This window comes from Bradyrhizobium sp. dw_78, from assembly GCF_018449525.1.
GTDB lineage: Bacteria > Pseudomonadota > Alphaproteobacteria > Rhizobiales > Xanthobacteraceae > Bradyrhizobium.
Window position 1 is genome coordinate 261381 of the sequence record NZ_JAAVUS010000001.1, and the last position, 22290, is coordinate 283670.

General features: G+C 61.5%; 26 protein-coding genes, 3 pseudogenes and 1 riboswitch. Of the genes and pseudogenes, 10 read left to right on the top strand and 19 right to left on the bottom strand.

Annotated elements, in window-relative coordinates:
• Positions 1–42 precede the first annotated feature (42 nt).
• The 3 genes and pseudogenes from HB630_RS28725 to HB630_RS01220 all read right to left on the bottom strand — a co-directional run.
• Positions 43–108 (bottom strand): annotated as a pseudogene (locus HB630_RS28725) (3-oxoacyl-ACP reductase); the annotation flags it as partial.
• A 27-nt stretch (positions 109–135) separates the two neighbouring features.
• The gene (locus HB630_RS01215) at positions 136–762 is read right to left on the bottom strand and encodes a hypothetical protein (RefSeq protein WP_213769548.1); all 627 of its coding nucleotides are present in this window, start codon (positions 760–762) and stop codon (positions 136–138) included.
• Positions 759–977, bottom strand: a pseudogene (locus HB630_RS01220) (glutathione S-transferase C-terminal domain-containing protein); the annotation flags it as partial. The pseudogene HB630_RS01220 and the gene HB630_RS01215, both read right to left, overlap by 4 nt.
• Before the next feature lie 172 nt (positions 978–1149).
• On the opposite strand from HB630_RS01220, the gene HB630_RS01225 reads away from it, so the two are divergent.
• Positions 1150–1620: a hypothetical protein gene (locus HB630_RS01225; protein WP_213769550.1), complete on the top strand. Its 471-nt coding sequence runs from the start codon at positions 1150–1152 to the stop codon at positions 1618–1620.
• A gap of 13 nt (positions 1621–1633) precedes the next feature.
• Here HB630_RS01225 and HB630_RS01230 read toward each other — a convergent pair whose 3' ends face one another.
• The 4 genes and pseudogenes from HB630_RS01230 to HB630_RS28230 all read right to left on the bottom strand — a co-directional run bounded on the left by HB630_RS01230 (position 1634) and on the right by HB630_RS28230 (position 3796).
• The gene (locus HB630_RS01230) at positions 1634–2332 is read right to left on the bottom strand and encodes a glutathione S-transferase family protein (protein ID WP_213769552.1); all 699 of its coding nucleotides are present in this window, start codon (positions 2330–2332) and stop codon (positions 1634–1636) included.
• 726 nt (positions 2333–3058) lie between these two features.
• Entirely contained in the window at positions 3059–3316 is a 258-nt protein-coding gene (locus tag HB630_RS01235; RefSeq protein WP_213769553.1) for a hypothetical protein, read from the bottom strand.
• A gap of 173 nt (positions 3317–3489) precedes the next feature.
• Positions 3490–3589: pseudogene (locus tag HB630_RS28225) on the bottom strand (RidA family protein); the annotation flags it as partial.
• Between the two features lie 6 nt (positions 3590–3595).
• Positions 3596–3796, bottom strand: coding sequence for a hypothetical protein (locus HB630_RS28230; protein WP_249780595.1), 201 nt, complete (start codon positions 3794–3796; stop codon positions 3596–3598).
• 32 nt (positions 3797–3828) lie between these two features.
• On the opposite strand from HB630_RS28230, the gene HB630_RS01245 reads away from it, so the two are divergent.
• From HB630_RS01245 to HB630_RS01265, 5 genes are all read left to right on the top strand, one after another.
• On the top strand, positions 3829–4269 hold the full coding sequence (locus tag HB630_RS01245) for a hypothetical protein (protein WP_213769557.1): 441 nt from the start codon (positions 3829–3831) through the stop codon (positions 4267–4269).
• Between the two features lie 261 nt (positions 4270–4530).
• Positions 4531–5016 (top strand): DUF4262 domain-containing protein, encoded by a 486-nt coding sequence (locus HB630_RS01250; protein ID WP_213769558.1) that lies wholly within the window; start codon positions 4531–4533, stop codon positions 5014–5016.
• 78 nt (positions 5017–5094) lie between these two features.
• Positions 5095–5343, top strand: a complete 249-nt coding sequence (locus tag HB630_RS01255; RefSeq protein WP_249780596.1) for a hypothetical protein — start codon at positions 5095–5097, stop codon at positions 5341–5343.
• A 250-nt stretch (positions 5344–5593) separates the two neighbouring features.
• Entirely contained in the window at positions 5594–6208 is a 615-nt protein-coding gene (locus HB630_RS01260; RefSeq protein WP_213769559.1) for a DUF5343 domain-containing protein, read from the top strand.
• 2 nt (positions 6209–6210) lie between these two features.
• On the top strand, positions 6211–6783 hold the full coding sequence (locus HB630_RS01265; RefSeq protein WP_213769560.1) for a Swt1 family HEPN domain-containing protein: 573 nt from the start codon (positions 6211–6213) through the stop codon (positions 6781–6783).
• An 88-nt stretch (positions 6784–6871) separates the two neighbouring features.
• On the opposite strand, the gene HB630_RS01270 is transcribed toward HB630_RS01265, so the two are convergent.
• From HB630_RS01270 to HB630_RS01300, 7 genes are all read right to left on the bottom strand, one after another.
• Positions 6872–7426, bottom strand: coding sequence for a hypothetical protein (locus HB630_RS01270; RefSeq protein WP_213769561.1), 555 nt, complete (start codon positions 7424–7426; stop codon positions 6872–6874).
• A gap of 8 nt (positions 7427–7434) precedes the next feature.
• Positions 7435–9333, bottom strand: coding sequence for a phosphomethylpyrimidine synthase ThiC (gene thiC / locus HB630_RS01275; RefSeq protein WP_213769562.1), 1899 nt, complete (start codon positions 9331–9333; stop codon positions 7435–7437).
• Between the two features lie 257 nt (positions 9334–9590).
• Positions 9591–10199, bottom strand: a complete 609-nt coding sequence (locus HB630_RS01280; protein WP_213769563.1) for a thiamine phosphate synthase — start codon at positions 10197–10199, stop codon at positions 9591–9593.
• Entirely contained in the window at positions 10186–10968 is a 783-nt protein-coding gene (locus tag HB630_RS01285) for a thiazole synthase (RefSeq protein ID WP_213769564.1), read from the bottom strand. The genes HB630_RS01280 and HB630_RS01285 overlap by 14 nt, the downstream gene beginning before the upstream one ends.
• A 301-nt stretch (positions 10969–11269) precedes the next feature.
• Complete coding sequence (thiS, locus tag HB630_RS01290; protein WP_213769565.1) at positions 11270–11467, bottom strand: sulfur carrier protein ThiS; 198 nt, start codon at positions 11465–11467, stop codon at positions 11270–11272.
• A gap of 7 nt (positions 11468–11474) precedes the next feature.
• Complete coding sequence (locus HB630_RS01295; RefSeq protein ID WP_213769567.1) at positions 11475–12491, bottom strand: FAD-dependent oxidoreductase; 1017 nt, start codon at positions 12489–12491, stop codon at positions 11475–11477.
• Positions 12479–12613, bottom strand: a riboswitch (TPP riboswitch). It overlaps the preceding gene by 13 nt.
• A gap of 26 nt (positions 12614–12639) precedes the next feature.
• Positions 12640–13191, bottom strand: coding sequence for a lytic transglycosylase domain-containing protein (locus HB630_RS01300; protein ID WP_213769569.1), 552 nt, complete (start codon positions 13189–13191; stop codon positions 12640–12642).
• Between the two features lie 183 nt (positions 13192–13374).
• Between HB630_RS01300 and HB630_RS01305 the strand changes: the two genes are divergently transcribed.
• The gene (locus HB630_RS01305) at positions 13375–14874 is read left to right on the top strand and encodes a hypothetical protein (RefSeq protein WP_213769570.1); all 1500 of its coding nucleotides are present in this window, start codon (positions 13375–13377) and stop codon (positions 14872–14874) included.
• A gap of 217 nt (positions 14875–15091) precedes the next feature.
• On the top strand, positions 15092–15283 hold the full coding sequence (locus HB630_RS01310; RefSeq protein WP_213769572.1) for a hypothetical protein: 192 nt from the start codon (positions 15092–15094) through the stop codon (positions 15281–15283).
• A 15-nt stretch (positions 15284–15298) separates the two neighbouring features.
• Here HB630_RS01310 and HB630_RS01315 read toward each other — a convergent pair whose 3' ends face one another.
• Together HB630_RS01315 and HB630_RS01320 are read right to left on the bottom strand one after the other, a co-directional pair.
• Entirely contained in the window at positions 15299–16630 is a 1332-nt protein-coding gene (locus HB630_RS01315) for an ATP-binding protein (RefSeq protein WP_213769574.1), read from the bottom strand.
• A complete protein-coding gene (locus HB630_RS01320) occupies positions 16627–17373 on the bottom strand; it encodes a response regulator (protein WP_213769575.1) in 747 nt (248 codons plus the stop codon). The genes HB630_RS01315 and HB630_RS01320 overlap by 4 nt, the downstream gene beginning before the upstream one ends.
• Before the next feature lie 172 nt (positions 17374–17545).
• Here HB630_RS01320 and HB630_RS01325 point away from each other — a divergent pair, with 172 nt between their 5' ends.
• Together HB630_RS01325 and HB630_RS01330 are read left to right on the top strand one after the other, a co-directional pair.
• Positions 17546–18238 (top strand): hypothetical protein, encoded by a 693-nt coding sequence (locus tag HB630_RS01325; protein WP_213769577.1) that lies wholly within the window; start codon positions 17546–17548, stop codon positions 18236–18238.
• A gap of 356 nt (positions 18239–18594) precedes the next feature.
• Positions 18595–19116, top strand: a complete 522-nt coding sequence (locus tag HB630_RS01330) for a PRC-barrel domain-containing protein (protein WP_213769578.1) — start codon at positions 18595–18597, stop codon at positions 19114–19116.
• Between the two features lie 101 nt (positions 19117–19217).
• Here HB630_RS01330 and HB630_RS01335 read toward each other — a convergent pair whose 3' ends face one another.
• From HB630_RS01335 to HB630_RS01345, 3 genes are all read right to left on the bottom strand, one after another.
• Entirely contained in the window at positions 19218–20432 is a 1215-nt protein-coding gene (locus HB630_RS01335; RefSeq protein ID WP_213769579.1) for an ABC transporter substrate-binding protein, read from the bottom strand.
• A gap of 303 nt (positions 20433–20735) precedes the next feature.
• Complete coding sequence (locus HB630_RS01340) at positions 20736–21713, bottom strand: aldo/keto reductase (RefSeq protein WP_213769580.1); 978 nt, start codon at positions 21711–21713, stop codon at positions 20736–20738.
• A 67-nt stretch (positions 21714–21780) separates the two neighbouring features.
• Positions 21781–22287, bottom strand: a complete 507-nt coding sequence (locus HB630_RS01345) for a DUF1543 domain-containing protein (RefSeq protein WP_213769581.1) — start codon at positions 22285–22287, stop codon at positions 21781–21783.
• Positions 22288–22290: the final 3 nt, after the last annotated feature.

The window sequence follows — 22290 nt, forward strand, 5'->3', positions numbered from 1 at the left end:
CGTCCGATACCCGCCATCGTCCATCACGATGGAACCCGTCACCTAGCTCGAGAGATCGGACGCGAGGAACAGCGCGGGCCCGGCGATATCCTCCGGCTTGCCGGCGCGACCGGCTTTGCTCATCTGCTTCCGGTTCTATGAAGACTTTCCGATGCAACTCGGGTAAGGCGCGGTCTCGCCGGGAACAATTGTACAGAGCACAATCGGCTGCAGCGCGCGCAGCCGTTCCGTCCATCTTGGATCTTCGACTGGCGGCTGGTTCACGGGCGCGCCGCGTTCGGCCCACTGGATCGTGTAGAAGTCGGCTGACCCCTTCATGACCGCGATCAGAGCGGTCTCGCTGTGATCGCCGACCTTGCCGCAACCGACTACCGCGACAAAACCGCTCACGGTGCCAAATTTGGTCTCGCCGAGCCCCTTGGCAGCAAAATTGTCAGGGCAGGCCCGCTTGAATCCGGCGGCCATGCCGCCGGCGAATTTTTCCGGTGTGGCGGCAGGGGTGTTTGAAAGACCCTTCTCGCCAGTGACGGTGATCATCTGGGTCCAGTGCTCGGTGGTCTCGCCCTTCAACACGGCTTCGCGGATGTAGTGGGTGCCACGGGTGTTCTCGAACGCCGCAACAAAATTTGTCGGCATCGAGAAGGCCACGAGTTGATCAAAGATCGGCGAAATCACTTTGAAGGATGGAGAGCTTTCGGCATACGTCGCACCGGACAGTCCCAGAGCGGCGAACAGGAGTGCCGCTCTTACAAAAATGTTCATTTTCCACCCCTTCTCCAGATTGCCGCGTGAATCGCACGGCAGTGCCGCATGGTGTTGCAGAAATGGATATTGGCGATGAAGCCGTAGATGCCGGCATCGATGGCGGTCGGCCTGTCGCCATGCACATAGCCACTCGCCGGGATCAGGTCGGCCAGCGCTGAAAGACCGGCGAGCCCGCGCGCCATCGCCGCATCCGGATCGAAGCGGCCGATGCCCGAGGCCGAGCCGGTGACGACGTGGTTTTGCAGCGGCGGCATGGTGGTTTCCTCTGTTTTTGCTTTCTGAATATTCGAGACAAGCTAGTTCAAAATCGCGCGATCCGAAACGCCGGCCGCTGTCGTGCGTTGCATCCATGCCGTTCCAGTATTCGCCAGGATTTGAAATTCAATGGATCAGAAGCTCAGCAAATGGAAACTCGGTGTCGAACGGTTCCGGCAGGATCCCGCGCCGGACTATCGCGAGATGGTGCGGCTGGTCGAGGAGATGGCGGCGAGCGATGAAGTCACGCTCCGGCAGGCTGCGATCCAGGCGTTGCCGAGCCTGCGCAATGCGGCGGTGCGCAAGGCCGAGCGGATCGCCAGGGGAATCGCGCGGCGGCGCCTTGGCCTGGTTCACGACGCGCTGCATGCGCTCACCATACCGCGGTTCGGCAAGCGCAGCGTGGTACCAAAAGTGCTGACGCCCGAGGAGCGCTATCGCCAGATGCTCGGGCTGCCGTTCGGCCGCCGTCTTGCTGCGACCGAAATCCATCATGCCTACAAGCAGACCGCCAAGAACCTTCACCCGGATGGCGGCGGCAATGTGCAGGCGTTTTGCGACCTTGCCAAGGCGCGGGACGCGTTGATGAAGCATCCGTAAAGCTGCGCAAGGATCAGGCCGGCTTGCTCACCGCTTCATGAATCGCGCGGCAGTGCCGGACGATGTTGTCATGCGCGGTCACGAACTGCTTCAGCGGCGTATCGATATCGTAGAAATGGATATTGGCGATGAAGCCGTAGATGCCGGCGTCGATGCTGGTGGGCCTGTCGCCATGCACATAGCCCCGCGCCGGGATCAGGTCGGCCAGCGCTGAAAGATCGGCGAGCCCGCGCGCCATCGCCGCATCCGGATCGAAGCGGCCGATGCCCTGGTAATAATAGCGCTGGGCGTTGAACTCCTTTGCCTTGGCGAGGCCTTCTTCGGTCAGGCTCGGATGCTCGCGCATCAGGGCGTCGCGGAACGCCTGCCAGTAGCGTTCGTCCTTCCAGCGCGAATACGACATCACCCAATAGAGATCGTCGAGCATCCGCGTGATCAGCAGGCTCGTGGTGTATTGCGCCGGGGTCAGCGCGGCGTCGAGCCGCACGCCGTATTTCTTCGTGACATAGTCAAGGATGGTCCCGCTGTCGCCGACTGTGTCGCCGCCGTCGACGATATAGGGCAACTGGCCGCGCGGCGCTTTCGAGGCGTCGAAAATATGCTCGTGCCGGAACGGCACGCCGGCAAGCTTCAGGAACGCATAGACCTTCAAGCCGTAGCCGTTGTTGTCGGCGACGCCGAACAGCGTCGGGTAGGAATAAAGTGCGAGCATCGGCAATCAACTCCAGCCGGAGATATGCAACATTAACCTGTGAGTTCCGTACAAGCGAGCCCCGCGGCGGCGCTGGGAGGCGCCGGATGGATGACGGCCCGGATTCAATTTCAAACAGCCCTGCAATTCCGGCCATGCGCCCGCGATCCCGCGGTGTGAAAACGCCCGGGAGATGTGGGAATGATCCGCCGACCCGTGAGGGTGTGGGGAATGCCGGGTGCCCGTTGCACCCGCAGCCTCGTGCGCAAAATAGATAAGCACACGAGTAGTCACCACGAGTCCACCGGAATACCCGGCATTCCCGCACGCAATGGTTTTAACGGCTTATTCCGCGCTCTCCCCGGCGACGAATTCGTCTTGTCACCGTCATCGGCGGATTGAAGGTTTTGTCAGTTCGGTCGAACCGACATCGCCTCCGCCAACTTGACACCGGCAACGGGTGCCAGGACCACACGGCTTCACCGTCCGCAACAGCGCCGTTCGTCCGTGCGCCGCTCGATCGCTCACAGGCTCATGCGAGCCCGCCCTGCGATATCAGCGCACCCGACGCCGCCCGCGTCCACCGCATCCCGCGCTCAACGTCCGTGACGATCGCGATACGCCCCTCCGAGAGGGCGCGGGACGGCGGGGATATGGAGGTGTTTCTATCTGGAAAGAAACCTGGAAATTTTTGGAAACGGCACTGGACAGCCGGAATCACCGCCATCTCCGCTCCTCGCGAAACTCTCAATAGGTGCAGTGACCTTCCTGGCGCAGCTTCGCCTTGATCGCCAGCGCCTCGGCGAAGGTCGGCACCGTCTTGCTGACCACCTTGTAATCCGATGGCCACTTCAACGGCTTCAAGGTCAGGCCGTCGTTCCAGTATTGGCAGGAGCCGGTGTTGTCGTAACGGATCACGTAATAGCCGGCCTGAGCGGGGCTGATGACGGCAAGGGCCGAAACAGCGATGCCGGCGGCGGCACAAAGGGCGGTAGCGCGACGCATGTAAGGATCTCCTGTTGGAAAATTTAGGTCGGGCCCCGGCAGGCGATCGCAGGCCGGGGTGATGTCCATCTTTCGCGATGGTGGGTGGACATGCAAGTGATGCAGCAAAACTGTGCGCAGGTTTCAAATCGCAAGACCGTGATCGCGCGGGCGCCAGCAATGCTCCGACACAATCACCGCCTTTCAAGCGAAGCGACACATTCGATTTCGATCGGCATCGCCGGATTGGACCACGCAGGTGGTGCGGGCGGGATAGGGCGCAGGCCCGAACGCGGCAGGTTACAGCTCGTTCATGCGGCGATGCCGGCGGCGCAGGCCGATGGCGTAACCCGCCATTGCAACGTGAAAGCGTGCGGATTGTACCTCGCTGATCGCGGCCCGCGAACCAGTTTTGCCTGGCTGCAGGTTTTGCCGGTCCCTCCCATCGGCTACATTGGAGCGGCACGATTCGATCCGCTGCCGCCCGCCCACCAGATCCATCAGCCTATAATCAATCTCCAGGAGATCATGAGATGAAGATGCCATCCGCCTTTCGTGCCGCCGCGGTCGCGCTGCTGGCTTTCGCCGGCGCCGCGCTGCCGTCCGCTTCCTATGCCGATGACGGCACCGTGACGCTCACGATCTACAAGGCAGGCTGGTTCATCGGCGGCTCCGGCGGCGGCGGTGTGCTGACTTTCCACGGGCGCAGCTACCCGCTCTCGGCCGGCGGACTGGATTATGGCCTGGTGTTCGGCGGATCGAAGACGGTGCTGCGCGGCCGGGTGCATAACATCTTCCGGCCGTCGGATGTCGCCGGCGTCTACGGCGCGGCTGGCGCAGGCCTTGCGATCGGCGGCGGCGCTCGGGCGATCGTGCTGTCCAACCAGAAGGGCGCGGTGCTGGAGCTGACCGGCCGTCAAGTCGGACTGATGGCGAACGCGGATCTGAGCGGGCTCGCGATCACGATGAAGTAAGGCTGTAGGGTGGGGTAGGCGAAGCCGTAACCCACCATTGCCGCCGCGAAAAAATTGACGGATGGAAGGTCGGAGTAAAGTGGCAGGATTACGCCTGCGGCTAACCCACCATACGATTTTCATAGCCCGCATCAGCGTAGCGGTATGCTCAGAGATCCCGGATGTCGCTTCGCTTCTCCGGACCGCAGTTGGTTGCTGCATGGCGCAGGTTGTGTTACGTTCGCCTGCTCGCTTGCCGAGAGTGCCATCAGGGATCCATGAATGCAAGACAACTTCGAATGGCCCAAGGCCGATCATGAAGCTGACGAGATCATTTTCCGCAACGTTCGCAAGCATGGCTGCCACATCGCCACTATCGGCGATGGCGATCCGCCCTTCGCATTTTCGATCGGCCTGTTCCTGAACTATGGCCATCCCGAACTCATCATCTTCGGCATGCGTCCCGAGAGCGCACAGCTCATCATCAACGACGTCCGCGATCGCGCTGCCGCCGGTCACACATTCGTCGACGGCGATATCTCCGATGACTTCCTGTTGGACGGCTACAAGCTCGCGTTCTGGCACGTGCCGCTCATGGCCTATCCCGAATATCTGGGCATGGCGATCTGGTTCTACGGGAAGTCGCCGAGGCCGTTCCCCTGCCTCCAGCTCATCTGGCAGGACCGCAACCGGCGGTTTCCCTGGGAAGCGGAATGTTCGCCCGAGGTGAAAGCGGACCAGCCGCTGTTGAAGAAAACGGGTTCTTGAGGACAGGTCGGCTTGATATAAATGGCGCACGGACGGAATAAATATCAGTCTAGGGAGAACCGACGTCGCGTTCGGCAGATGCTGCTGCATAAGTGGGACCCGATTGGAATCGTCGGCAGCGATGCGGATGACGAATATGACGCTTACGCCGACAAGGCATATGTGATGTTGATGGACGAACGGGCGACCGAAACAGAAATCGCTGCGTATCTGTTCAACATCGCGACGGAGCACATGGGATTATCAGACCGCGATCGACTCGCCGAGCGCAGCCAATGCACCGCCAAATTATTGATCGGTATCTGCTCCGACTTCGAAACGCACTGAACACACGGTCAGACCCTTTTCGAATTTGATGTAGCCCGCATGAGCGCAGCGATATGCGGGAAAGCTGTTAACCCGGATGTCGTTTCGCCCGTTCGGGCTAGACTCTTCAGTCAGTGTAATGCTGCGCCCGCGAGAAGCGTTGCGCATTCGGCGAAAGCTGTGAACGACACTAAAGAAGTATCGACTCCAGTCCTTTTATAAGCACATTCTATCACTGGTTGTTTTTTTTGATCAGCTTGAGAGACTCAGAATGAGCGTCGAATATCCTTGGATATTAGCAAATGGACGAATTCCAACTCTTTTAGAAAGAATTAGTGCGGCAGCCAAGCCGGAAAGATTTTCACAGGAGTTCATAGAAAAACTTGGTCTTACGAGTTCGAATGATAGAGCCTTTATTCCGTTGCTCCGTAGACTCGGCTTCCTTAATGATAGCAACCAGCCGACAGCCTATTATGATTTATTGCGCGATGCGAACGAACGGCCTGGAATCCTCGCTGAAAGAATACGTGAGACTTACTCTGATCTCTTTGCGATCAATACAAGCATCTATCGTGCCGCAGATCAGGATATTAAGGGTGCAATAGCGAGGGTTACAGGGAAGGACGAGACAGCCGTCGACCGTAATTTTCGAACATTTAAGGCATTAGTCCAACAGGCCAACTTCGACAAAAAGCCAAGCTTGTCGGTAGCTGTCGATGAGGTGCCAGAAACGCCTCCCAAGGCGGACGAAATCTCGAATGCGGGCGCGAAAGAGAGAAGGCCGACAGCATTTCATTACAACGTTCAGATTATTCTTCCTGCAACGACGGAAATTGCCGTTTACAACGCTATCTTCAAAAGCCTCAGAGATAATCTGGATATTTGAGTGTGATAGAAGATCTCAAAAAATTCGTTTTTAACGGAATGCTAGTTAAGGAAAACCTTTCTGGCCTTTCCCGCGAAGGCATTAACGTTGATGTTATTTCCGAGAAAAGCGTGGTCTCTCGAGCAGAACAAATGGACTTTCCGTTACGGATCGTGTCCGAAGCGGGTAAGATGGCGTCCGTATTTGTTATTTTCTTTTGCGTCGAAAATTCTGCCCGGGAACTAATTACTCAACGGCTTACTGAAAAGCACGGGGTGGATTGGTGGGACAAAAAAGTTCCGAACAAAATTCGCGAGGCGGTAGAGAAGTTCCGATCGACTGAACAAATACATCGGTATCATACCCCTCGGTCTTCGGAGTTAATTGGATACACGACCTTCGGTCAGCTTGAGCAAGTCATAATTTTTAACTGGGAAGATTTTTCGGATGTTTTCCCCAACCAAGCCTGGATTTCTTCGCGGTTTCGCGACATCGAAATGTCGAGAAATATAATAATGCATACTGGTATTTTACCCACGTTCGAGATCGAACGCCTAGAGATGATGGCTAGAGACTGGATCAGGCAGGTTGGATGAATTTGTAATTCGCACGTCATTGTGGCGCTCTATTGGCAGGGCTTGGCTTGCGCCTTCTTTCAAATGAATTAATATTCGACTGCAGCTGCTACCGTTCAAGGCCGGGCGGAGGTTCTTCGAGTTTCCCTTTATCGAAATATTCCAAAACGTCCTTTTGTAATGGTTCAATTTTCCAGAAATAGCGACGGTCGACCCCAACAATGGTGCGGTAGTAGTCGGAAACGTATCCCTCTACGTCGCCGCGTTGATGTTCCTCTGTTTTCCGATTCACAAGAGGCAGGCGCTTTGTATCTTGTCGGAATAAGAACAGCGCGTCTGCCTCGATTCGGCGATATTCTGAATGGTGGGAAACCCAAACCTCGTATCTTGCGCCTGGCAAATAATAGGCAAGCCGTTGGAGCCACCATCTATGATATGCCCACCGTTGCTGAATTGACCCAGACCCTACATAGATGAGCGGGCTCGATATCGCCTCCGAATATCGTATAGCAAACGGAGGCGATAGTCGGATCAGGTAAACAGCATCTGCCCAACTCAAGGGTGTTTCGGGCGATGAACAATAGAGCTTTATGTTTCTCCAATCGTTCTCAATCAGAGGAATTTCAGTCGCTTTCCACCAATCGGGAAGTTCAATGGGTATCATCACCTTCCTCACAACGCCTTGTTGCTCTCCTTCACCTTCTCCGCATCGAGATACACGCTCGCGCCCATCTCCTTGAACTTGGCGCTCATGCTGGCCATGCCGTCTTCGATGGTGCCGGAGATCGACAGGCCGACGCCGGCCGGGTCGTTCAGCGTGGCGGCGTAGTCGCGGACATCCTGCGTGATCTTCATCGAGCAGAATTTCGGGCCGCACATTGAACAGAAATGCGCGACCTTGTGCGCTTCCTTCGGCAAGGTCTCGTCATGGTAGGTGCGCGCGGTGTCGGGATCGAGGCCGAGGTTGAACTGGTCCTCCCAGCGGAAATCGAAACGGGCGCGGGACAGCGCGTCGTCGCGCAGCTGCGCCGCCGGGTGGCCCTTGGCGAGATCAGCGGCGTGCGCCGCGATCTTGTAGGTGATGACGCCGGTCTTGACGTCGTTGCGGTCGGGCAGGCCGAGATGCTCCTTCGGCGTGACGTAACACAGCATCGCGCAGCCGAACCAGCCGATCATGGCAGCGCCAATGCCTGACGTGATATGGTCGTAGCCCGGCGCGATGTCGGTGGTCAGCGGTCCCAGCGTGTAGAACGGCGCCTCGCCGCATTCCCGGAGCTGCTTGTCCATGTTGATCTTGATCTTGTGCATCGGCACATGGCCGGGGCCCTCGATCATCACCTGGCAACCCTTGTCCCACGCGATCTTCGTCAGTTCGCCGAGCGTTTCCAGTTCGGCGAATTGCGCGCGGTCGTTGGCGTCGGCGATCGAGCCCGGACGCAGCCCGTCGCCGAGCGAGAACGAGACGTCGTATTTGCGCATCAGGTCGCAGATCTCGTCGAAATGGGTGTAGAGGAAGCTTTCCTTGTGATGCGCCAGGCACCACTTGGCCATGATCGAGCCGCCGCGGGAGACGATGCCGGTGACGCGGCTGGCGGTGAGGTGGATGTAGGACAGCCGGACACCGGCATGGATGGTGAAGTAGTCGACGCCCTGTTCGCACTGCTCGATCAGCGTGTCCTTGTAGAGTTCCCAGGTCAGCTTGACCGGATCGCCGTCGCATTTCTCCAGCGCCTGATAGATCGGAACGGTGCCGATCGGCACCGGCGAGTTGCGCAGGATCCATTCGCGGGTGGTGTGGATGTTGCGCCCGGTCGAGAGGTCCATCACGGTGTCGGCGCCCCAGCGGATCGCCCACACCATCTTGTCGACTTCTTCCTCGACGGACGAAGTCACGGCGCTGTTGCCGATATTGGCGTTGATCTTGGTCAGGAAGTTGCGGCCGATGATCATCGGCTCCAGTTCGGCATGGTTGATGTTGGAGGGGATGATGGCGCGGCCGCGCGCGATTTCCGAGCGCACGAATTCCGGGGTGATGAAGGGGGGGATCTCGGCGCCAAAGCTTTCGCCGGCGGCGAGTGCGGCTTCCGCGCGCTCTAGCTGCTGCTTGCGGCCGAGGTTTTCGCGGGTCGCGACATAGATCATCTCCTTGGTGATGATCCCGGCTCGGGCGAATTCGAGCTGGGTGATCTTGTGGCCGTCGAGCCCGCGCATCGGCTTGTGATAGGCCTTGAAGGCGCGCGCGGCATGCTTGGCGCCGACATTGCCGTTGTCCTCGGGCCTGACGTCGCGGCCCTGATATTCCTCGACGCCGCCGCGTTCCTTGACCCAGGCGGCGCGGATGCGCGACAGGCCGGCGTTGACGTCGATGGTGACAGCCGGATCGGTGTAGGGACCGGACGTGTCGTAGACCGGCAGGTTCGGCTCACCGGCGCCTTCGCTGAGCATGATCTCGCGCAAGGGCACGCGGACATCGGCGGCCTCGTCGGGCGTGACGAAGATCTTGCGCGACGAAGTGAGGGGGCCGGTGGTGACGGCGGGAAGCGTGGTGTCGGGGTTGGAGCGGATGTTCATGGGATCCTCCTTTTAAATGTTGTCGTTCCGGACGGTCCGTATGACCGATCCGGAATCGCGAGATTCCGGGTTCGATGCTTCGCATCGCCCTGGAATGACGATGGTGATTTTTGTTTCGTCATTGCGAGGAGCGTCAGCGACCAAGCAATCCATTCTCACCGGTTTCGCGGCGAGACTTATGGATTGCTTCGCGGAGCCTTTCATCGGGCGGCGCCTTGCGCCGACCCGTTGGCTCGCAATGACGGTGGTAGAGTGTTTCACGCGGCCTCCGCGTTCTGGCCGAGCCAGGCGCGCACGCGGGCGTCGGGGTCGGCGTTCTGGGTGACGTCGCTGACGACGGCGATCGAGTCCGCGCCCGCGGCGTAAATCTCGGCGGCCTGTTCAAGCTTGATGCCGCCGATCGCGACCAGCGGGATACCGCCGACGCGCTTCTTCCATTCGGTGATCTTCGGGATGCCCTGCGGCGCGAACCGCATCGACTTCAGCGTGGTCGGGAAGATCGGCCCCAGCGCGACATAGTCGGGATTGGCCTGCAAGGCGGTTTCGAGTTCGGCGTCGTCATGGGTCGAGATACCGAGCGTCAGGCCGGCATCGTGGATCGCCTTGAGGTCGGCGTCGACCAGGTCTTCCTGGCCGAGATGCAGATGCCTGGCGCCGGCGACGATCGCCGCGCGCCAGTAGTCGTTGACCACGAGCTTGGTGTTGGTGCCGGCGGTTGCGGCGAGCGCGTCGGTCACGATCTGCAGCGCCTGGCCATCGTCGAGGTCCTTGGCGCGCAACTGCACCGTGCCGACGCCGAGCGCGGCGAGCCGCGCGACCCACGCGACGCTGTCGACGACGGGATAAAATCGATCAGGATACGGCATGCCAGAACGGGGTCCCGATGACTGGAGTGGAAGGGGAGGCGAAGTCGCGGGCTTCCATCAGCCCGGCCTCATAGGCCGCGCGTCCGGCCTCGACGCCGGATTTGAACGCGCTGGCCATCGCGACCGGATCGGCGGCCTTGGCGATCGCGGTGTTGAGCAGCACCGCGTCGTAGCCGAGCTCGAGCGCTTGCGCCGCATGCGACGGCGCGCCCAGGCCAGCATCGACCACCAGCGTGATATCGGGCAGCCGGTCGCGCAGCAGCTTCAGCGCGTCGCGGTTGACGATACCTTTGGCGCTGCCGATCGGCGCCGCCCACGGCATCACCACCTTGCAGCCGGCTTCGACCAGCCGCATCGCAACGGAAAGGTCTTCGGTGCAATAGGGGAACACGTCAAAACCATCCTTGATCAGGATGGTCGCGGCTTCGACCAGGCCGACCACGTCGGGCTGCAGCGTGTCGTTGTCGGCGATCACCTCCAGCTTGATCCACGAGGTCGCAAATAATTCGCGCGCGAGCTTTGCCGTGGTCACGGCCTCGCGCACGCTGCGGCAGCCGGCGGTGTTCGGCAGCACCGTGACGTCGAGTTCGCGGATCAGCGACCAGAACGCATCGCCGGTCTTGCCGCCGGCAACCTCGCGCCGCAACGCTACCGTGACGATCCCGGCGCCCGAGGCGCGGATCGCCGTCTGCATGATCGAAGGCGACGGATACAGCGCGCTGCCGATCAGCAGGCGGGAGGCAAATTCGCGGCCGTAGAAATTCAGCATGAGGCTACTCCGTCATTCCGAACGGCTCGCAACGCGAACCGATCCGGAATCCCGAGGTGATAGGCGCACCCGTTTCCGCGAGATTCCGGGTTCGCGCGTTCCACGCGCGCCCCGGAATGACGAACGCTTTGTTGATGCGCGCCGCTCCCTCTCACTTCCTCGTCCCAGCGAATGCCGCGAGCCATACCGCGTGATCTTTCTTTTGGGCAGAGTGACAGACGCCTTCGGTTATAACAAAGGCCGGTGGTTATAGGTCGCGGCATTCGCCGGGACGACGTATGGAGAGAGTTTCTTCGCATCCTCACCCTCCCTGCCGCGGCGTGATGATCTCGATCTCGTCGCCGCTCTTCAGCGCCGTTTCGGCCCAGCGGCTCTTCGGCACCACGTCGTAATTCAGCGCGATCGCAAAATGCGTGCCCTCATAGTCGAGCTCGCCGAGCAGCGCGTCGATGCGCTGCGAGGTGATCTCGACCGGCTCGCCATTGACGGTTACCCGCATCGGACGGTCACGCGCATTGCATCACCTCATTGTCGATCGTGCCGCGCTCGACATAAGAGAGCGTCAACTCCGCCAGCGCCGGCGCCAGCAGGAAGCCGTGGCGGTAAAGCCCGTTGACGGCAATCCGTTCCTTGTCGATCGCGATGCGCGGCAGATGATCGGGGAAGGCCGGGCGCAGGCCGGAGCCGAATTCGACGACGCGCGCCTCGGCGAAGGCCGGATGCACCGTGTAGGCCGCGCTCAGCAGTTCCAGCGCCGAGCGCAGGCTGACGCCGGTGGCCTCCGACTCGAGCGAGGTCGCGCCCAGCATGAACAGGTGATCCGCGCGCGGGATCACGTAGAGCGGCCAGCGCGGGTGCATCAGCCGCACCGGACGCGACAGTTCGACCTCGGCGGTCTCGACCAGAATCATCTCGCCCTTGACGCCGCGCAGCTCGGGTTGGGTGTCGCGCGCGAACAGCCCGCGGCAATCGATCACGATGCCGTCGCAATCCTCAGGGGTCGCTTCGCTGTTGAATTGAACGGTGCCGCCGGCTGCCCTGATGCGGGCGTGCAGTTGCGGCAGCACCCGCCGCGGCTCGACATGGCCTTCGTCGGGATAAAACAGCGCCTCGCGGAAGCGGTCTTCGAGCGAGGGCTCGATCCTGGCGAGGGCCTGCGCATCGAGCCGCCGATGGCCAGTCGTCAGGCGGGCGAAGCGCTCGAAGTCGGAGCGGTCGCGCGGATGCGCCACCACCAGCGAGCCGTTGAACGGTGTCTCCGGCAAATTCTCGCGCCACAGATCCAGCGAGCGCAGGCCGAGCCGGACGATCACGGGCTCCGACACTTCGGCTTCGCAATAGGGCGCCAGCATGCCGCCGGCCCAATGGCTTGTGGATTGCGTCAGCGTGGCGTCACTGCGTTCGTGCAGCGTGACGGCGTGGCCGGCCTGCGCAAACAACAAGGCCTGCCAAGCGCCGGCAATGCCTGCGCCGATGACCGATACAGCGGATTCGCTCCGCGAAGACTTCGAACTCTGATGCATCCCTGTCCCTTCGCCGGCATGACCCGGATCAGGTTCAAAGGGTCACCGCGGTCTCGTACCCCATCATGGGGCATGAACGTGCGGCCTCTCAGCTCCTCGTCGGAGCTCCCCTCGGAACGACTCTAATGTAGGCCGATGGTTGGGTGTGTCAACGCGCGTTTGCCTCATTTGCACCTTCTTGCGGCGCAGCAACCGGGTCGGCCTTGACCTCCTGCGGGACGCCGCTGGCGGGGTCCTGGGGCGGCTGTTTCGGCGGCGCACTCGGGGCCGTCGATTGGGCCTCCCTGAGGCGGGTGCTCCGCTGCTGCTTGGCCACTTCATAATAGCCGGCGGCGTAGTAATGCACGGCGCGACCGTGATCGCCTTTGGCGGCGCGATAGGCGCCCGCCAGGTATTTCACGCCGTATCTGAGGTTGGTGTCGGGATCGCGCAGCCCCTCCGCCGTGCCGCCATAGCCGAGGCTGCGCGCGGTGCCGAGCTTGATCTGCATCAGGCCGATGGTGCCGCCGCGCCCGACCAGCGACGCCTGATATTTGCTTTCGCGCACGATCACGCGATGCACCAGCGCCTCCGGCACCAGATTGGCCCTGGCATGGGTCGCGATCAACTCTTCGTATTGGGCGCGCTGGGCCTGCGCCGAGGGCGGCCATTGCGCCGCCGTGAGGACGGCGAGACAGACGAGCCAGAGCAGACGTTTCATTAACGATGCCTCAGGTGAGCGCGGAAGGCGCGGGTAACCTTTCCCATACCCTAATTGTTGCCAACAACGGTCACGGATGTGGCCAATTTACGTCGGCGGCGCCGCAGTGAGATGGATTCACCGAAAATTATGCCCTGAGCTGCTTCCTTGAATTTCTAGATCCCGGAAAATCTGGACGCGCCGATGACCCTGTCCATCGCCCACCCCACGGAAGCCGCAAGCCCGATGCGCGGCCTGCTGCCATTGTGGGTCGGGGTCGGCGTCTATGCGCTGTTTCTCGTGGCCGGAAACCGGCTGCTGATCGATCCCGACACGCTGTGGCAGGTCACTGTCGGTCAGTGGATCATCGATCATCGCGCGGTCCCCGAGACCGATATCTATTCGTTTACCATGCGCGGCCAGCCCTGGATCTCGACGCAGTGGCTGGCGCAGATCGCCTACGCCAAAGCCTATGCCGTCGCGGGCTGGAGCGGACCGGTCGTGCTCGCGGACGGCGCCATCGCCGCTACGTTCGTGCTGCTGGCGCGCATCCTGAGCCGGCGTCTGGCCGAGGGGACGACGCTGGTGTTCGTGGCTGCGGCGCTGGCGCTGATGGTGCCGCATCTGCTGGCGCGGCCGCATGTGCTGGCGATGCCGGTCATGGTGATGTGGGTCGGCGGGCTGATCGACGCCGCCGACCGTCGCGCCGCGCCGTCGTTCTGGCTGCTGCCGTTGATGGCGCTGTGGGGTAATTTGCACGGCGGTTTTGTCTTCGGCCTGGCGCTGATCGCGCCGATCGGGTTCGACGCCGTCCTCAACGCCGATACGAAGGCGCGAAAATCACTGGTGCTGTGGTGGACGGCGTTCGCCGCTGCTGCGCTGGCAGCAAGCTGTTGCACGCCTTATGGCTGGAATTCGCTGCTCGCATCGAAGAAGATTCTCGACCTCGGCGGCACGTTGCCGCTGCTGTATGAATGGCGGGCTGCGCAGTTCGACAGCATCGGGCCGCTCGAGATCTGCCTGTTGCTCGGCCTCGGGCTGGCGTTGCTGCGCGGCGTAAGGTTGCCGCCGATGCGCATCGTGCTGCTGTTGGGGCTGGTGCATATGGCGCTCGCGCAAACCCGCTCGGCTGAAATTCTCGCGCTGATCGCGCCGCTCCTGCTGGCAGCGCCGCTGGCGAAACAGATCGGCGGCAATGAAGGCAATGATGCCGAAGCTGCGGCTGCATCGCCGATGCGCGGTCTGCTGGTTGCAAGCGTCGCGGCCTTCCTGGTGGCGGGAACGGTGGCTTACGCCGCCGTGCATCCGTTCCGGCCGCATCCCCACAGTGCGCCGGTGGCGGCGGTGGCCGAGCTGAAGAAATTCAACCTCACCCGGGTGTTCAACAATTACGATTTCGGCGGCTTCCTGATCGCGAACGGCGTTGCGCCGTTCATCGACGGCCGCACCGAGCTCTATGGCGAGAAATTCTTTGTCGATCAACACACCGCTGTCACCTTGAGCAGGCCGGATAACCTGTTCCGGATGCTCGACGAATACAGGGTCGAGGCGACCCTGTTGCGCACGGAGGACCCGGCGGCCAAGCTGCTCGATCATATGGACGGCTGGCGCAAGGTCTATTCCGACGACATCGCGACGATACATGTCCGCGAGTCCGGAGCGATGCACGCCGTCGCGCCGGCGGTCGATCCGAACACCAACTAAGATTGCGACATAAAATCACAAATTAGTTTCAAGATGCGCGGTGCATCGTCGCGGGACAATGTGCTGCGTCCGGCGTTCTGTCATCGCCGCTTTAAAGGCGCAATGCATGGTGATGATCAGGAGGCGCCGGTGCGACAGCAAGGCTGTCCGGTTCGCCTTCAAACGCCAGAGCTTGCAAAGGCCAGGCGTTGCAAAGCCTGCAGAGAGGGAGTGCGCCATGGTTCGCTTGGATATGCCCCGCGAAAATCCCTGTGCCCAATGCGGCCGGCCGATTACCTTTCCCGACTGGATCGAAGCCGGCCCGTATCGCACGTCCTATCTCTGGCATTGTCTCGCCTGCGACTACAGGTTCGAAGCGATCGCTGTTTTCGACGGGCCATCGCCGGATCGCGAGCCGCTCGCGGTCTGACGGGCAGAGGCGTTTTCAGGCGGCCGCCTGCCGCTGCCGAACCGGCAGTTGAATGCGAACGATCAAGCCGTGAGGCCTGCGGTCGTTCAGGGAGAATTCACCGCCATGCGCGAGCGCGATGGCGCGCGCGATGGAAAGGCCGAGGCCGAAGCCCGAGGCTTCATCCATGTTCCGCGCGTCGTCGCCGCGCACGAACGGCTCCAGCATGGTCTCCTTGCGCGCATCGGAAATGCCGGGGCCGTCGTCCTCGACCTCGATCGTCATCATGTCCGGCGATGTAATCAGACGGATCGAGGTCTCCGCGCCGAACTTGACCGCGTTCTCGACCAGATTGGTGACGCAGCGGTGCAGGTCGTCGGGCCGCACGGTGGCCATCGCGTGTTCCGGGCCCTCATAGACGACCTTGTGTCCGATGTCGGCGTATTGATCGGTGACGAGCTGAAGCGTCGACGCGATGTCGACCAGCGTCATGGATTCGAGCTTGTGGTCGTTGCGCAGGAAGGAAAGCACGGATTCCAGCATCGAGCGCATCTGGTCGAGATCGTGCAGCATGCGGCTGCGATGTCCGTCGTCCTCGATGAATTCGGAGCGCAGCCGCATCCGGGTGATCGGCGTGCGCAAATCGTGGCTGATGGCGGCCAGCATCTTGGTGCGATCGTCGATCAGGGCGGTGATGCGCCGGCGCATCCGGTTGAGCGCCTTCGCCACCGAACGGATTTCTTCCGGCCCGCGCTCGGGCAGCGGCGCGGCGGCGCCGTTCAGGCTGAAATCCTCGGCCGCCTTCGCGAAGGCCGACAGGGGCGCCGTCAGCGCGCGCGCCGCCCACAGGCCGAGCAGCGTGAGAATGATAACGGCGGACAGCAACGTCGTTATCCACGGGCCGCCCCAGAGCGGGCGCTGGTGCGGCTCCTCCGCGACGAGCCTGGCTGAAATCGTCGCGCCGTCCGGCAGCACGATGCCGACCCTGTGCGTGTCGCCGTCCTGCGCCAGCGAGAAAATCCGGTAATTGCGGCCGAGGCGGTGATGCAGCATGCGCAGGTCGAAGTTCGAGGCATCGTCGGCTGCCTCGGGCGCGCCCGCGGCAAGGTTCTCGATGTCGAGTTGCGGGAACGCCCGCGTGATATCGGCGAGCAATCGCGGCCGCTGTTCCGTCGCCGCGGCGCCGAGCAACTGGACGGAGGCGGCCAGCTGGCTGTGGCCGCGATCGGTCGACGGATCGGCCTGGTCCGGCCGGTGGATCAGAAAGATCGCGGTGATAATCAGGTGGATCGCGATGATCGACACCACCACCAAGGCGGTGATCTGTCCGCTGATCCCCTTGAGATTCAGAAAGCCGAGCGGCTTCATGGCTGAACGCTGGCCGCGGCCGGAAGCGGGTCCACCGTCGGGGTGAACATGTAGCCGCCGGAGCGCACCGTCTTGATCATGGTGGCCTCCTGCGGATCGGGTTCGATCTTGCGCCGGATGCGGCTCACCAGCACGTCGATGCTGCGTTCGAACGAGCCGGCGTTGCGTCCCTGGGTGAGGTCGAGCAGGCTGTCGCGCGACAGCACGCGGCCCGGACGCTCGCAGAAGGTCCGCAGCAGGTCGAACTCGGCGCTGGTCATCGCCACCCGCGCGCCGGCCGGATTGCGCAGCTCGCGCAGTCTGAAATCGATCCGCCATCCGAGAAAGGTGAGGCTGGTCGCGCCGTTGGTGGCGCTGGCGGTCTGGGCCGCGGCCTGGCGGCGCAGCACCGCGTTGATCCGGGCCAGCAGTTCGCGCGGATTGAACGGCTTGGCGAGGTAGTCGTCCGCGCCCATCTCCAGGCCGAGAATGCGGTCGACGTCCTCGCCGCGCGCGGTGAGCATGATGATCGGCACCTGCGATTCCGCGCGCACCTTGCGGCACAGGCTGAGCCCGTCTTCGCCCGGCAGCATGACGTCGAGGATCAGAAGGTCGACGCGATGGTCGGTCATCGCGCGCGCCATCTCGCGTCCGTCGGTCGCCGCTGTGACGTTGCAGCCATTGTCGCGCAGGTATTTTGCGATCAGCGACCGCGTCTCGCGATCGTCTTCGACGACAAGGATGTTGGGCATCGGCGTGGTCATGCGGAGAACCTTTGACTTGGATTCGGAAGAACCGACGAAAGATTTTTGTTTCCTGATATTTCTGAAGCGGCCCGCGTAACTCCGGGCAACATGTTCCTAGAACAACAAAAAGCTCTCGTTAAGATAATTAAACTTAACGTTTCGAGGTCTTCCAGGAACCTTTGGAGCGCCCATGACCTCGATCTCCGCGACCTCCAGTACCTCCAATAATGCGTACCTGACACCGCTTCAGCAACTCCAGGCCGAACTGCAATCGGAAGTCAGTTCGGGTGCCATCAGCTCATCCGATCAGAGCGCGCTTTCTTCGGCGCTGAACGACATCAGTTCCTCGCTGCAAAGCGGCGGCAGCAGCAGCGGCTCGAGCGGTGGCAGCACCGGCGGAAGCAGTGCCGCTCCCGGTGACATCCAGTCCAAGATCAGCAGCCTGATCGCCGGCGAGGTGTCGAGCGGCAACCTCACCACGCAGCAGGCGACCGAGCTGCAAGGCGTATTCCAGTCCGCCTTCGCCGGCGGTCCCAGCAATTCAGCATCGGGCGTCGCTGCGGGCGCTCCAGACAGCGGCGCCGCTGTTGTCGCGGTCGCGGCGCCCGGAGGCGGCGGTGCGCCGGGAGGCGCGGGCGGCGTTCACCACGGTCATGGCGGGGGCGGCCATGGCGGCGCATCATCCGCCAACGGTTCGTCGTCGACCGACGGCAGCAGCGGCTCGTCGGACACCAGCTCGGCCGCGCAGATCCTGCAGCAGTTTCTGCAGTCGCTGCAGAATTCGACCTCATCGGCGACGGCTTATGATGCGAGCGGCAACGCCGCTTCGGCCGCCGACAGCAGTTCGTCGGCCTCATCGCTTTTGATCAATTACCGAACCTGATCGCCGGGCGACGCACACACACCGCGCACGCGGCGATCACCCTTCCCAGAACGGGAGGGGTGATCGTTGTATTTCGGCGGATGAGTGGCGGCTGGATCGGGATGCTATTTTTTCGGACCGGTTGCGACCGACGGGTCCGCTTGTTCCGGCCGGTGCATGCGCCGCTTTTGACGATTGTCTGAATCAGAATCGGCATGAACGACACATAGCCGTCACGTGCGGCAACGGGTCGCGCGGTTCCAAAAGCGGATCCGATCATCGCCAGTTTGCATGACCGAAAATGCAGACGGCCGCTGGAACGGCGGATGGATTGGAGTGTTCTCCCCTCACTAATTTCTTACCCAGGGAGAAACCACATGTTCGTGAAACATATGGCGGCTGGTTTGGCCGCATCGGCAATGTTCGCGTCTGTTGCATTTGCACAAACGCCCACGGCGACGGGCGATCGCGCCAACATGGCGCCGACGGCGGCATCGGACTCCTCGATTCACGGCGATTGGCGCGCTTCCAAGGTGGTCGGCCTCAATGTCTACAACGACAACAATGAGAATGTCGGCTCGATCAACGATCTCCTGACCGACAGCAGCGGGAACATCAAGGCGGCCGTGATCAGTGTCGGCGGCGTCCTTGGCGTCGGTTCGCGCCTGGTCGCCATTCCCTTCGACAAGATCAAATTTGTCAACGAGCCGGTCGCCTATACCGGCGTCGCCAGCGGGCAGAACAATGCCGCCAGCAACTCGACAATGACCACTGGGGCGGCCACCGGAACAGGCATGGCGACCTCGAATTCCCATTCGTGGTATCCGGACCACGCCGTGTTTAACGCAAGCAAGGATGAACTGAGGGCGATGCCCGAGTTCAAATACTCGGCCGAGTAAGGCGTTCGCGTTGCACTCAACATTGTTTGTCATTCCGGGTCTGGTGCTGTCGCACCATCCCGGAATGACAATGATACAAAATAGCGCCGTGAACCATTGTTTCAGTTAGTCTTGACCAGCGGACAGCCGCCCTTGTCAAGCGGGCGGAACGCTTCGTCGCCGGGCACGGTGGCGATCAGCTTGTAAAGATCCCACTCGCCCTTGGATTCCTCGGGCTTCTTCACCTCGAACAGATGCATCTCATGGACCATGCGGCCGTCGATGCGGATCTTGCCGTCATGGGCGAAGAAATCATGGATCGGCGTCGCCCGCATTTGCGCCATCACCTTAGGCGCTTCGTCGGTGCCGATGGCGTCGATCGCCTTCAGGTAATGCATCGTCGCCGAATAAAGCCCGGCCTGGATCATGGTCGGCATGTGGCCGACCTTGTCGTAGAAGCGTTTCGAGAAGGCGCGGGTCTGGTCATCGAGGTCCCAATAGAAGGCGTCGGTGACGATCAGTCCCTGGGTGGCCTTGATGCCGAGCGCGTGGGTGTCGGTGATTTCCTGCAACAGCGCGATCATCTTCTGGCCGCCCTGGGTCAGGCCGAATTCCGACGCCTGCTTCAGCGCGTTGGTGGTATCGCCGCCGGCGTTGGCGAGCGCCACCACCTTGGCCTTGGACGCCTGCGCCTGCAGCAGGAAGGACGAGAAGTCCGAGGAGTTCAGAGGATGGCGGACATCGCCCAGCACCTTGCCGCCGTTCTCCTTGACGATGGCCGCCGCATCGCGCTCCAGCGCCATGCCGAAGGCATAGTCGGCGGTGACGAAGAACCAGGTATCCTCGCCGCGCTTGACCATTGCCTTGCCGGCGACGTTGGACAGCGCATAGGTGTCATAGGTCCAGTGTACGGTATTGGGCGAGCAGGCGGGGCCGGTAAGGTCGGAACTGCCGCCGCCCGAATTGATGTGGATCCTGTTCTTCTCGCGGGTCAGCGCGGAAATGGGCAGCGCGACCGAAGAGGTCGGCACGTCGAAGATCGCGTCGACCTTCTCGTTGTCGTACCAGTTGCGGGCGATGTTGACGCCGACATCGGGTTTGTTCTGATGGTCGGCGGCGACCACTTCAACCGGCTTGTCTTTGACCTTGCCGCCGTAATCGGCGACGGCCATCTGCACGGCGGCAAGCGAACCCTTGCCGGTGGCGTCGGCATAGAGGCTGGACATGTCGGTGAGGACGCCGATCTTGACGACGTCGTCGGAAATCTGCGCGTTTGCTGCGGTGCCAGATATCGCGAAAGCAAGTCCGGCCGCAAAAGCGGCTGCAAGTGACTTCATGGCGTCTATCTCCCTTGGGGTTTCGTTTTTGGAAGTTTCGTTGGAATTGTTTTTATAGCGCCTGTTCTAGCCGTGTTCGGCGCGCCCGCAAAGCCGACTTTTAGGCAACAGGCCTCACCCGGCTGGCGTGGCCGCCGTGAAGATCATGTTTTTCGTGCTGGATGGCCTGTCCGCTCGCGCGATGATATCGCGCCAGATTCCATCGGGTGGACAGCGGTTTGCTTGCGTGAAGTAAACGCGTCAAATCAAAACAGGAGAGCCCGGTTCTGATTCAATCAGAACCGGGCTCCAACGTTGTGCCGGTCAGAATCCCGAGACGTGGCGCGGCAGGTAAGGCTTTTCGAGAGAGGCGATTTCTTCGGTGGTGAGTTTCAAGGACAGCGCCGCAACCGCGTCCTTCAAATGCTCAGGCTTCGAGGCTCCGACGATCGGAGAGGTCACGCCTTTTTTCTGCACCAGCCAGGCCAGCGCGACCTGCGCCCGCGGCACGCCGCGGGCTGCGGCGTCTGCGCCGACCTGATCGATGATCTGGCGATCGGATTGCGGAAATTCCGTGTAGAGCGTCTTGCCGAATTCGTCGGTCTCCTCGCGGGAGCTGGTCTCGTTCCATGCCCGCGTCAGCCGTCCGCGCGCCAACGGGCTCCACGGCATCACCGCAATGCCCTGGTCGATGCAGAGCGGCAGCATTTCGCGCTCTTCTTCGCGGCTCAGCAGGTTGATGTGGTCCTGCATGCTGACGAATTCGGTCCAGCCGTTCAACCGGGACGTATAGAGCGACTTGGCAAACTGCCAAGCGTACATGCTGGAAGCGCCGATATAGCGGGCCTTGCCGGCCTTGACCACGTCGTGCAGCGCTTCCATCGTCTCCTCGATCGGCACGGTCGGATCGGCGCGATGGATCTGGTAGAGGTCGACGAAGTCGGTGCCGAGCCGGCGCAGGCTGTTGTCGATCTCGCCGAGGATCGCCTTGCGCGACAGTCCTGCGCCGTTCGGGCCCGGCCGCATCCGGCCGTTGACCTTGGTGGCGATCACGACGTCCTCGCGGCGCGCGAAGTCTTTCAGCGCCCGGCCGACGATTTCTTCCGACGTGCCGTCCGAATAGACATTGGCGGTGTCGAAGAAGTTGATCCCGAGTTCGAGCGCCTGCTTGATCAGCGGCCGGCTCTTTTCCTCGTCCAGCGTCCATGGATGCGGTCCGCGATCGGGAACGCCATAGGTCATGCAGCCGATGCACAGCGGCGACACGCCGAGACCGGTCTTGCCGAATTTCACATAGTCCATGTTTTCACTCCTTCGATGGTGTGGCGAATGGCGCGGTGCGGTTCTCACAAGATGGATCGGGCGTGCGCTATCCAAGCGGCAGATAGAGGCAACTGAAGACGAACGGCTTCGCCGCGGCGGCGGGCGTAAGCGACAACACGCATCCGTAGCTCTCCGTCAGCGCGGTCAGGTCGACGGCTTTCTCGATCTCGAAAATCCGATCCTTGTGCGGTTGTACCCAATCGTTGATTTGTTGCAGCGCTTTCTGCTTGGCGGCATTGATGTCGGTCGCAACGACCAACACATTTTTGTGAAGCTCGCCGAATTCCTGCGGATTGTAGCCGCCGAGATTGACGAAAAACAGCTTGGCCGGGGGATCGCACTGCGGTGCGCTTGTCAGTGAAACGTCGAAGCCGTCGGCCTGTTCGACGCTGCCCCAGCTGTCCAGGTGCAGGCTTTGGGGATCGCCCCACCATTGCCGGCGCAGATCGTCATAGCAATCCTCGGGCGCGTTTCCGATCGAGAAGCGGACATCGTGCAATTCGATATTCGAGTTGCCGCAATTGCCGCCAATGTAGAACATGAACAGCTTCATCGT

Bases quoted from the DNA above. Each gene is read 5' to 3' on its own strand.
- HB630_RS28230 (WP_249780595.1), bottom strand. From the start codon at position 3,796: ATGGATCTGGTGGGCGGGCGGCAGCGGATCGAATCGTGCCGCTCCAAT.
- HB630_RS01270 (WP_213769561.1), bottom strand. From the start codon at position 7,426: ATGATACCCATTGAACTTCCCGATTGGTGGAAAGCGACTGAAATTCCT.
- HB630_RS01315 (WP_213769574.1), bottom strand. From the start codon at position 16,630: ATGAAGCCGCTCGGCTTTCTGAATCTCAAGGGGATCAGCGGACAGATC.
- thiS (WP_213769565.1), bottom strand. From the start codon at position 11,467: ATGCGGGTAACCGTCAATGGCGAGCCGGTCGAGATCACCTCGCAGCGC.
- HB630_RS01250 (WP_213769558.1), top strand. From the start codon at position 4,531: ATGCAAGACAACTTCGAATGGCCCAAGGCCGATCATGAAGCTGACGAG.
- HB630_RS01285 (WP_213769564.1), bottom strand. From the start codon at position 10,968: ATGCTGAATTTCTACGGCCGCGAATTTGCCTCCCGCCTGCTGATCGGC.
- HB630_RS01300 (WP_213769569.1), bottom strand. From the start codon at position 13,191: ATGAAACGTCTGCTCTGGCTCGTCTGTCTCGCCGTCCTCACGGCGGCG.
- HB630_RS01225 (WP_213769550.1), top strand. From the start codon at position 1,150: ATGGATCAGAAGCTCAGCAAATGGAAACTCGGTGTCGAACGGTTCCGG.
- HB630_RS01305 (WP_213769570.1), top strand. From the start codon at position 13,375: ATGACCCTGTCCATCGCCCACCCCACGGAAGCCGCAAGCCCGATGCGC.
- HB630_RS01340 (WP_213769580.1), bottom strand. From the start codon at position 21,713: ATGGACTATGTGAAATTCGGCAAGACCGGTCTCGGCGTGTCGCCGCTG.
- HB630_RS01295 (WP_213769567.1), bottom strand. From the start codon at position 12,491: ATGCATCAGAGTTCGAAGTCTTCGCGGAGCGAATCCGCTGTATCGGTC.
- HB630_RS01280 (WP_213769563.1), bottom strand. From the start codon at position 10,199: ATGCCGTATCCTGATCGATTTTATCCCGTCGTCGACAGCGTCGCGTGG.
- HB630_RS01245 (WP_213769557.1), top strand. From the start codon at position 3,829: ATGAAGATGCCATCCGCCTTTCGTGCCGCCGCGGTCGCGCTGCTGGCT.
- HB630_RS01345 (WP_213769581.1), bottom strand. From the start codon at position 22,287: ATGAAGCTGTTCATGTTCTACATTGGCGGCAATTGCGGCAACTCGAAT.
- HB630_RS01310 (WP_213769572.1), top strand. From the start codon at position 15,092: ATGGTTCGCTTGGATATGCCCCGCGAAAATCCCTGTGCCCAATGCGGC.
- HB630_RS01320 (WP_213769575.1), bottom strand. From the start codon at position 17,373: ATGACCACGCCGATGCCCAACATCCTTGTCGTCGAAGACGATCGCGAG.
- HB630_RS01325 (WP_213769577.1), top strand. From the start codon at position 17,546: ATGACCTCGATCTCCGCGACCTCCAGTACCTCCAATAATGCGTACCTG.
- HB630_RS01230 (WP_213769552.1), bottom strand. From the start codon at position 2,332: ATGCTCGCACTTTATTCCTACCCGACGCTGTTCGGCGTCGCCGACAAC.
- thiC (WP_213769562.1), bottom strand. From the start codon at position 9,333: ATGAACATCCGCTCCAACCCCGACACCACGCTTCCCGCCGTCACCACC.
- HB630_RS01335 (WP_213769579.1), bottom strand. From the start codon at position 20,432: ATGAAGTCACTTGCAGCCGCTTTTGCGGCCGGACTTGCTTTCGCGATA.
- HB630_RS01330 (WP_213769578.1), top strand. From the start codon at position 18,595: ATGTTCGTGAAACATATGGCGGCTGGTTTGGCCGCATCGGCAATGTTC.
- HB630_RS01215 (WP_213769548.1), bottom strand. From the start codon at position 762: ATGAACATTTTTGTAAGAGCGGCACTCCTGTTCGCCGCTCTGGGACTG.
- HB630_RS01235 (WP_213769553.1), bottom strand. From the start codon at position 3,316: ATGCGTCGCGCTACCGCCCTTTGTGCCGCCGCCGGCATCGCTGTTTCG.
- HB630_RS01260 (WP_213769559.1), top strand. From the start codon at position 5,594: ATGAGCGTCGAATATCCTTGGATATTAGCAAATGGACGAATTCCAACT.
- HB630_RS01255 (WP_249780596.1), top strand. From the start codon at position 5,095: ATGCTGCTGCATAAGTGGGACCCGATTGGAATCGTCGGCAGCGATGCG.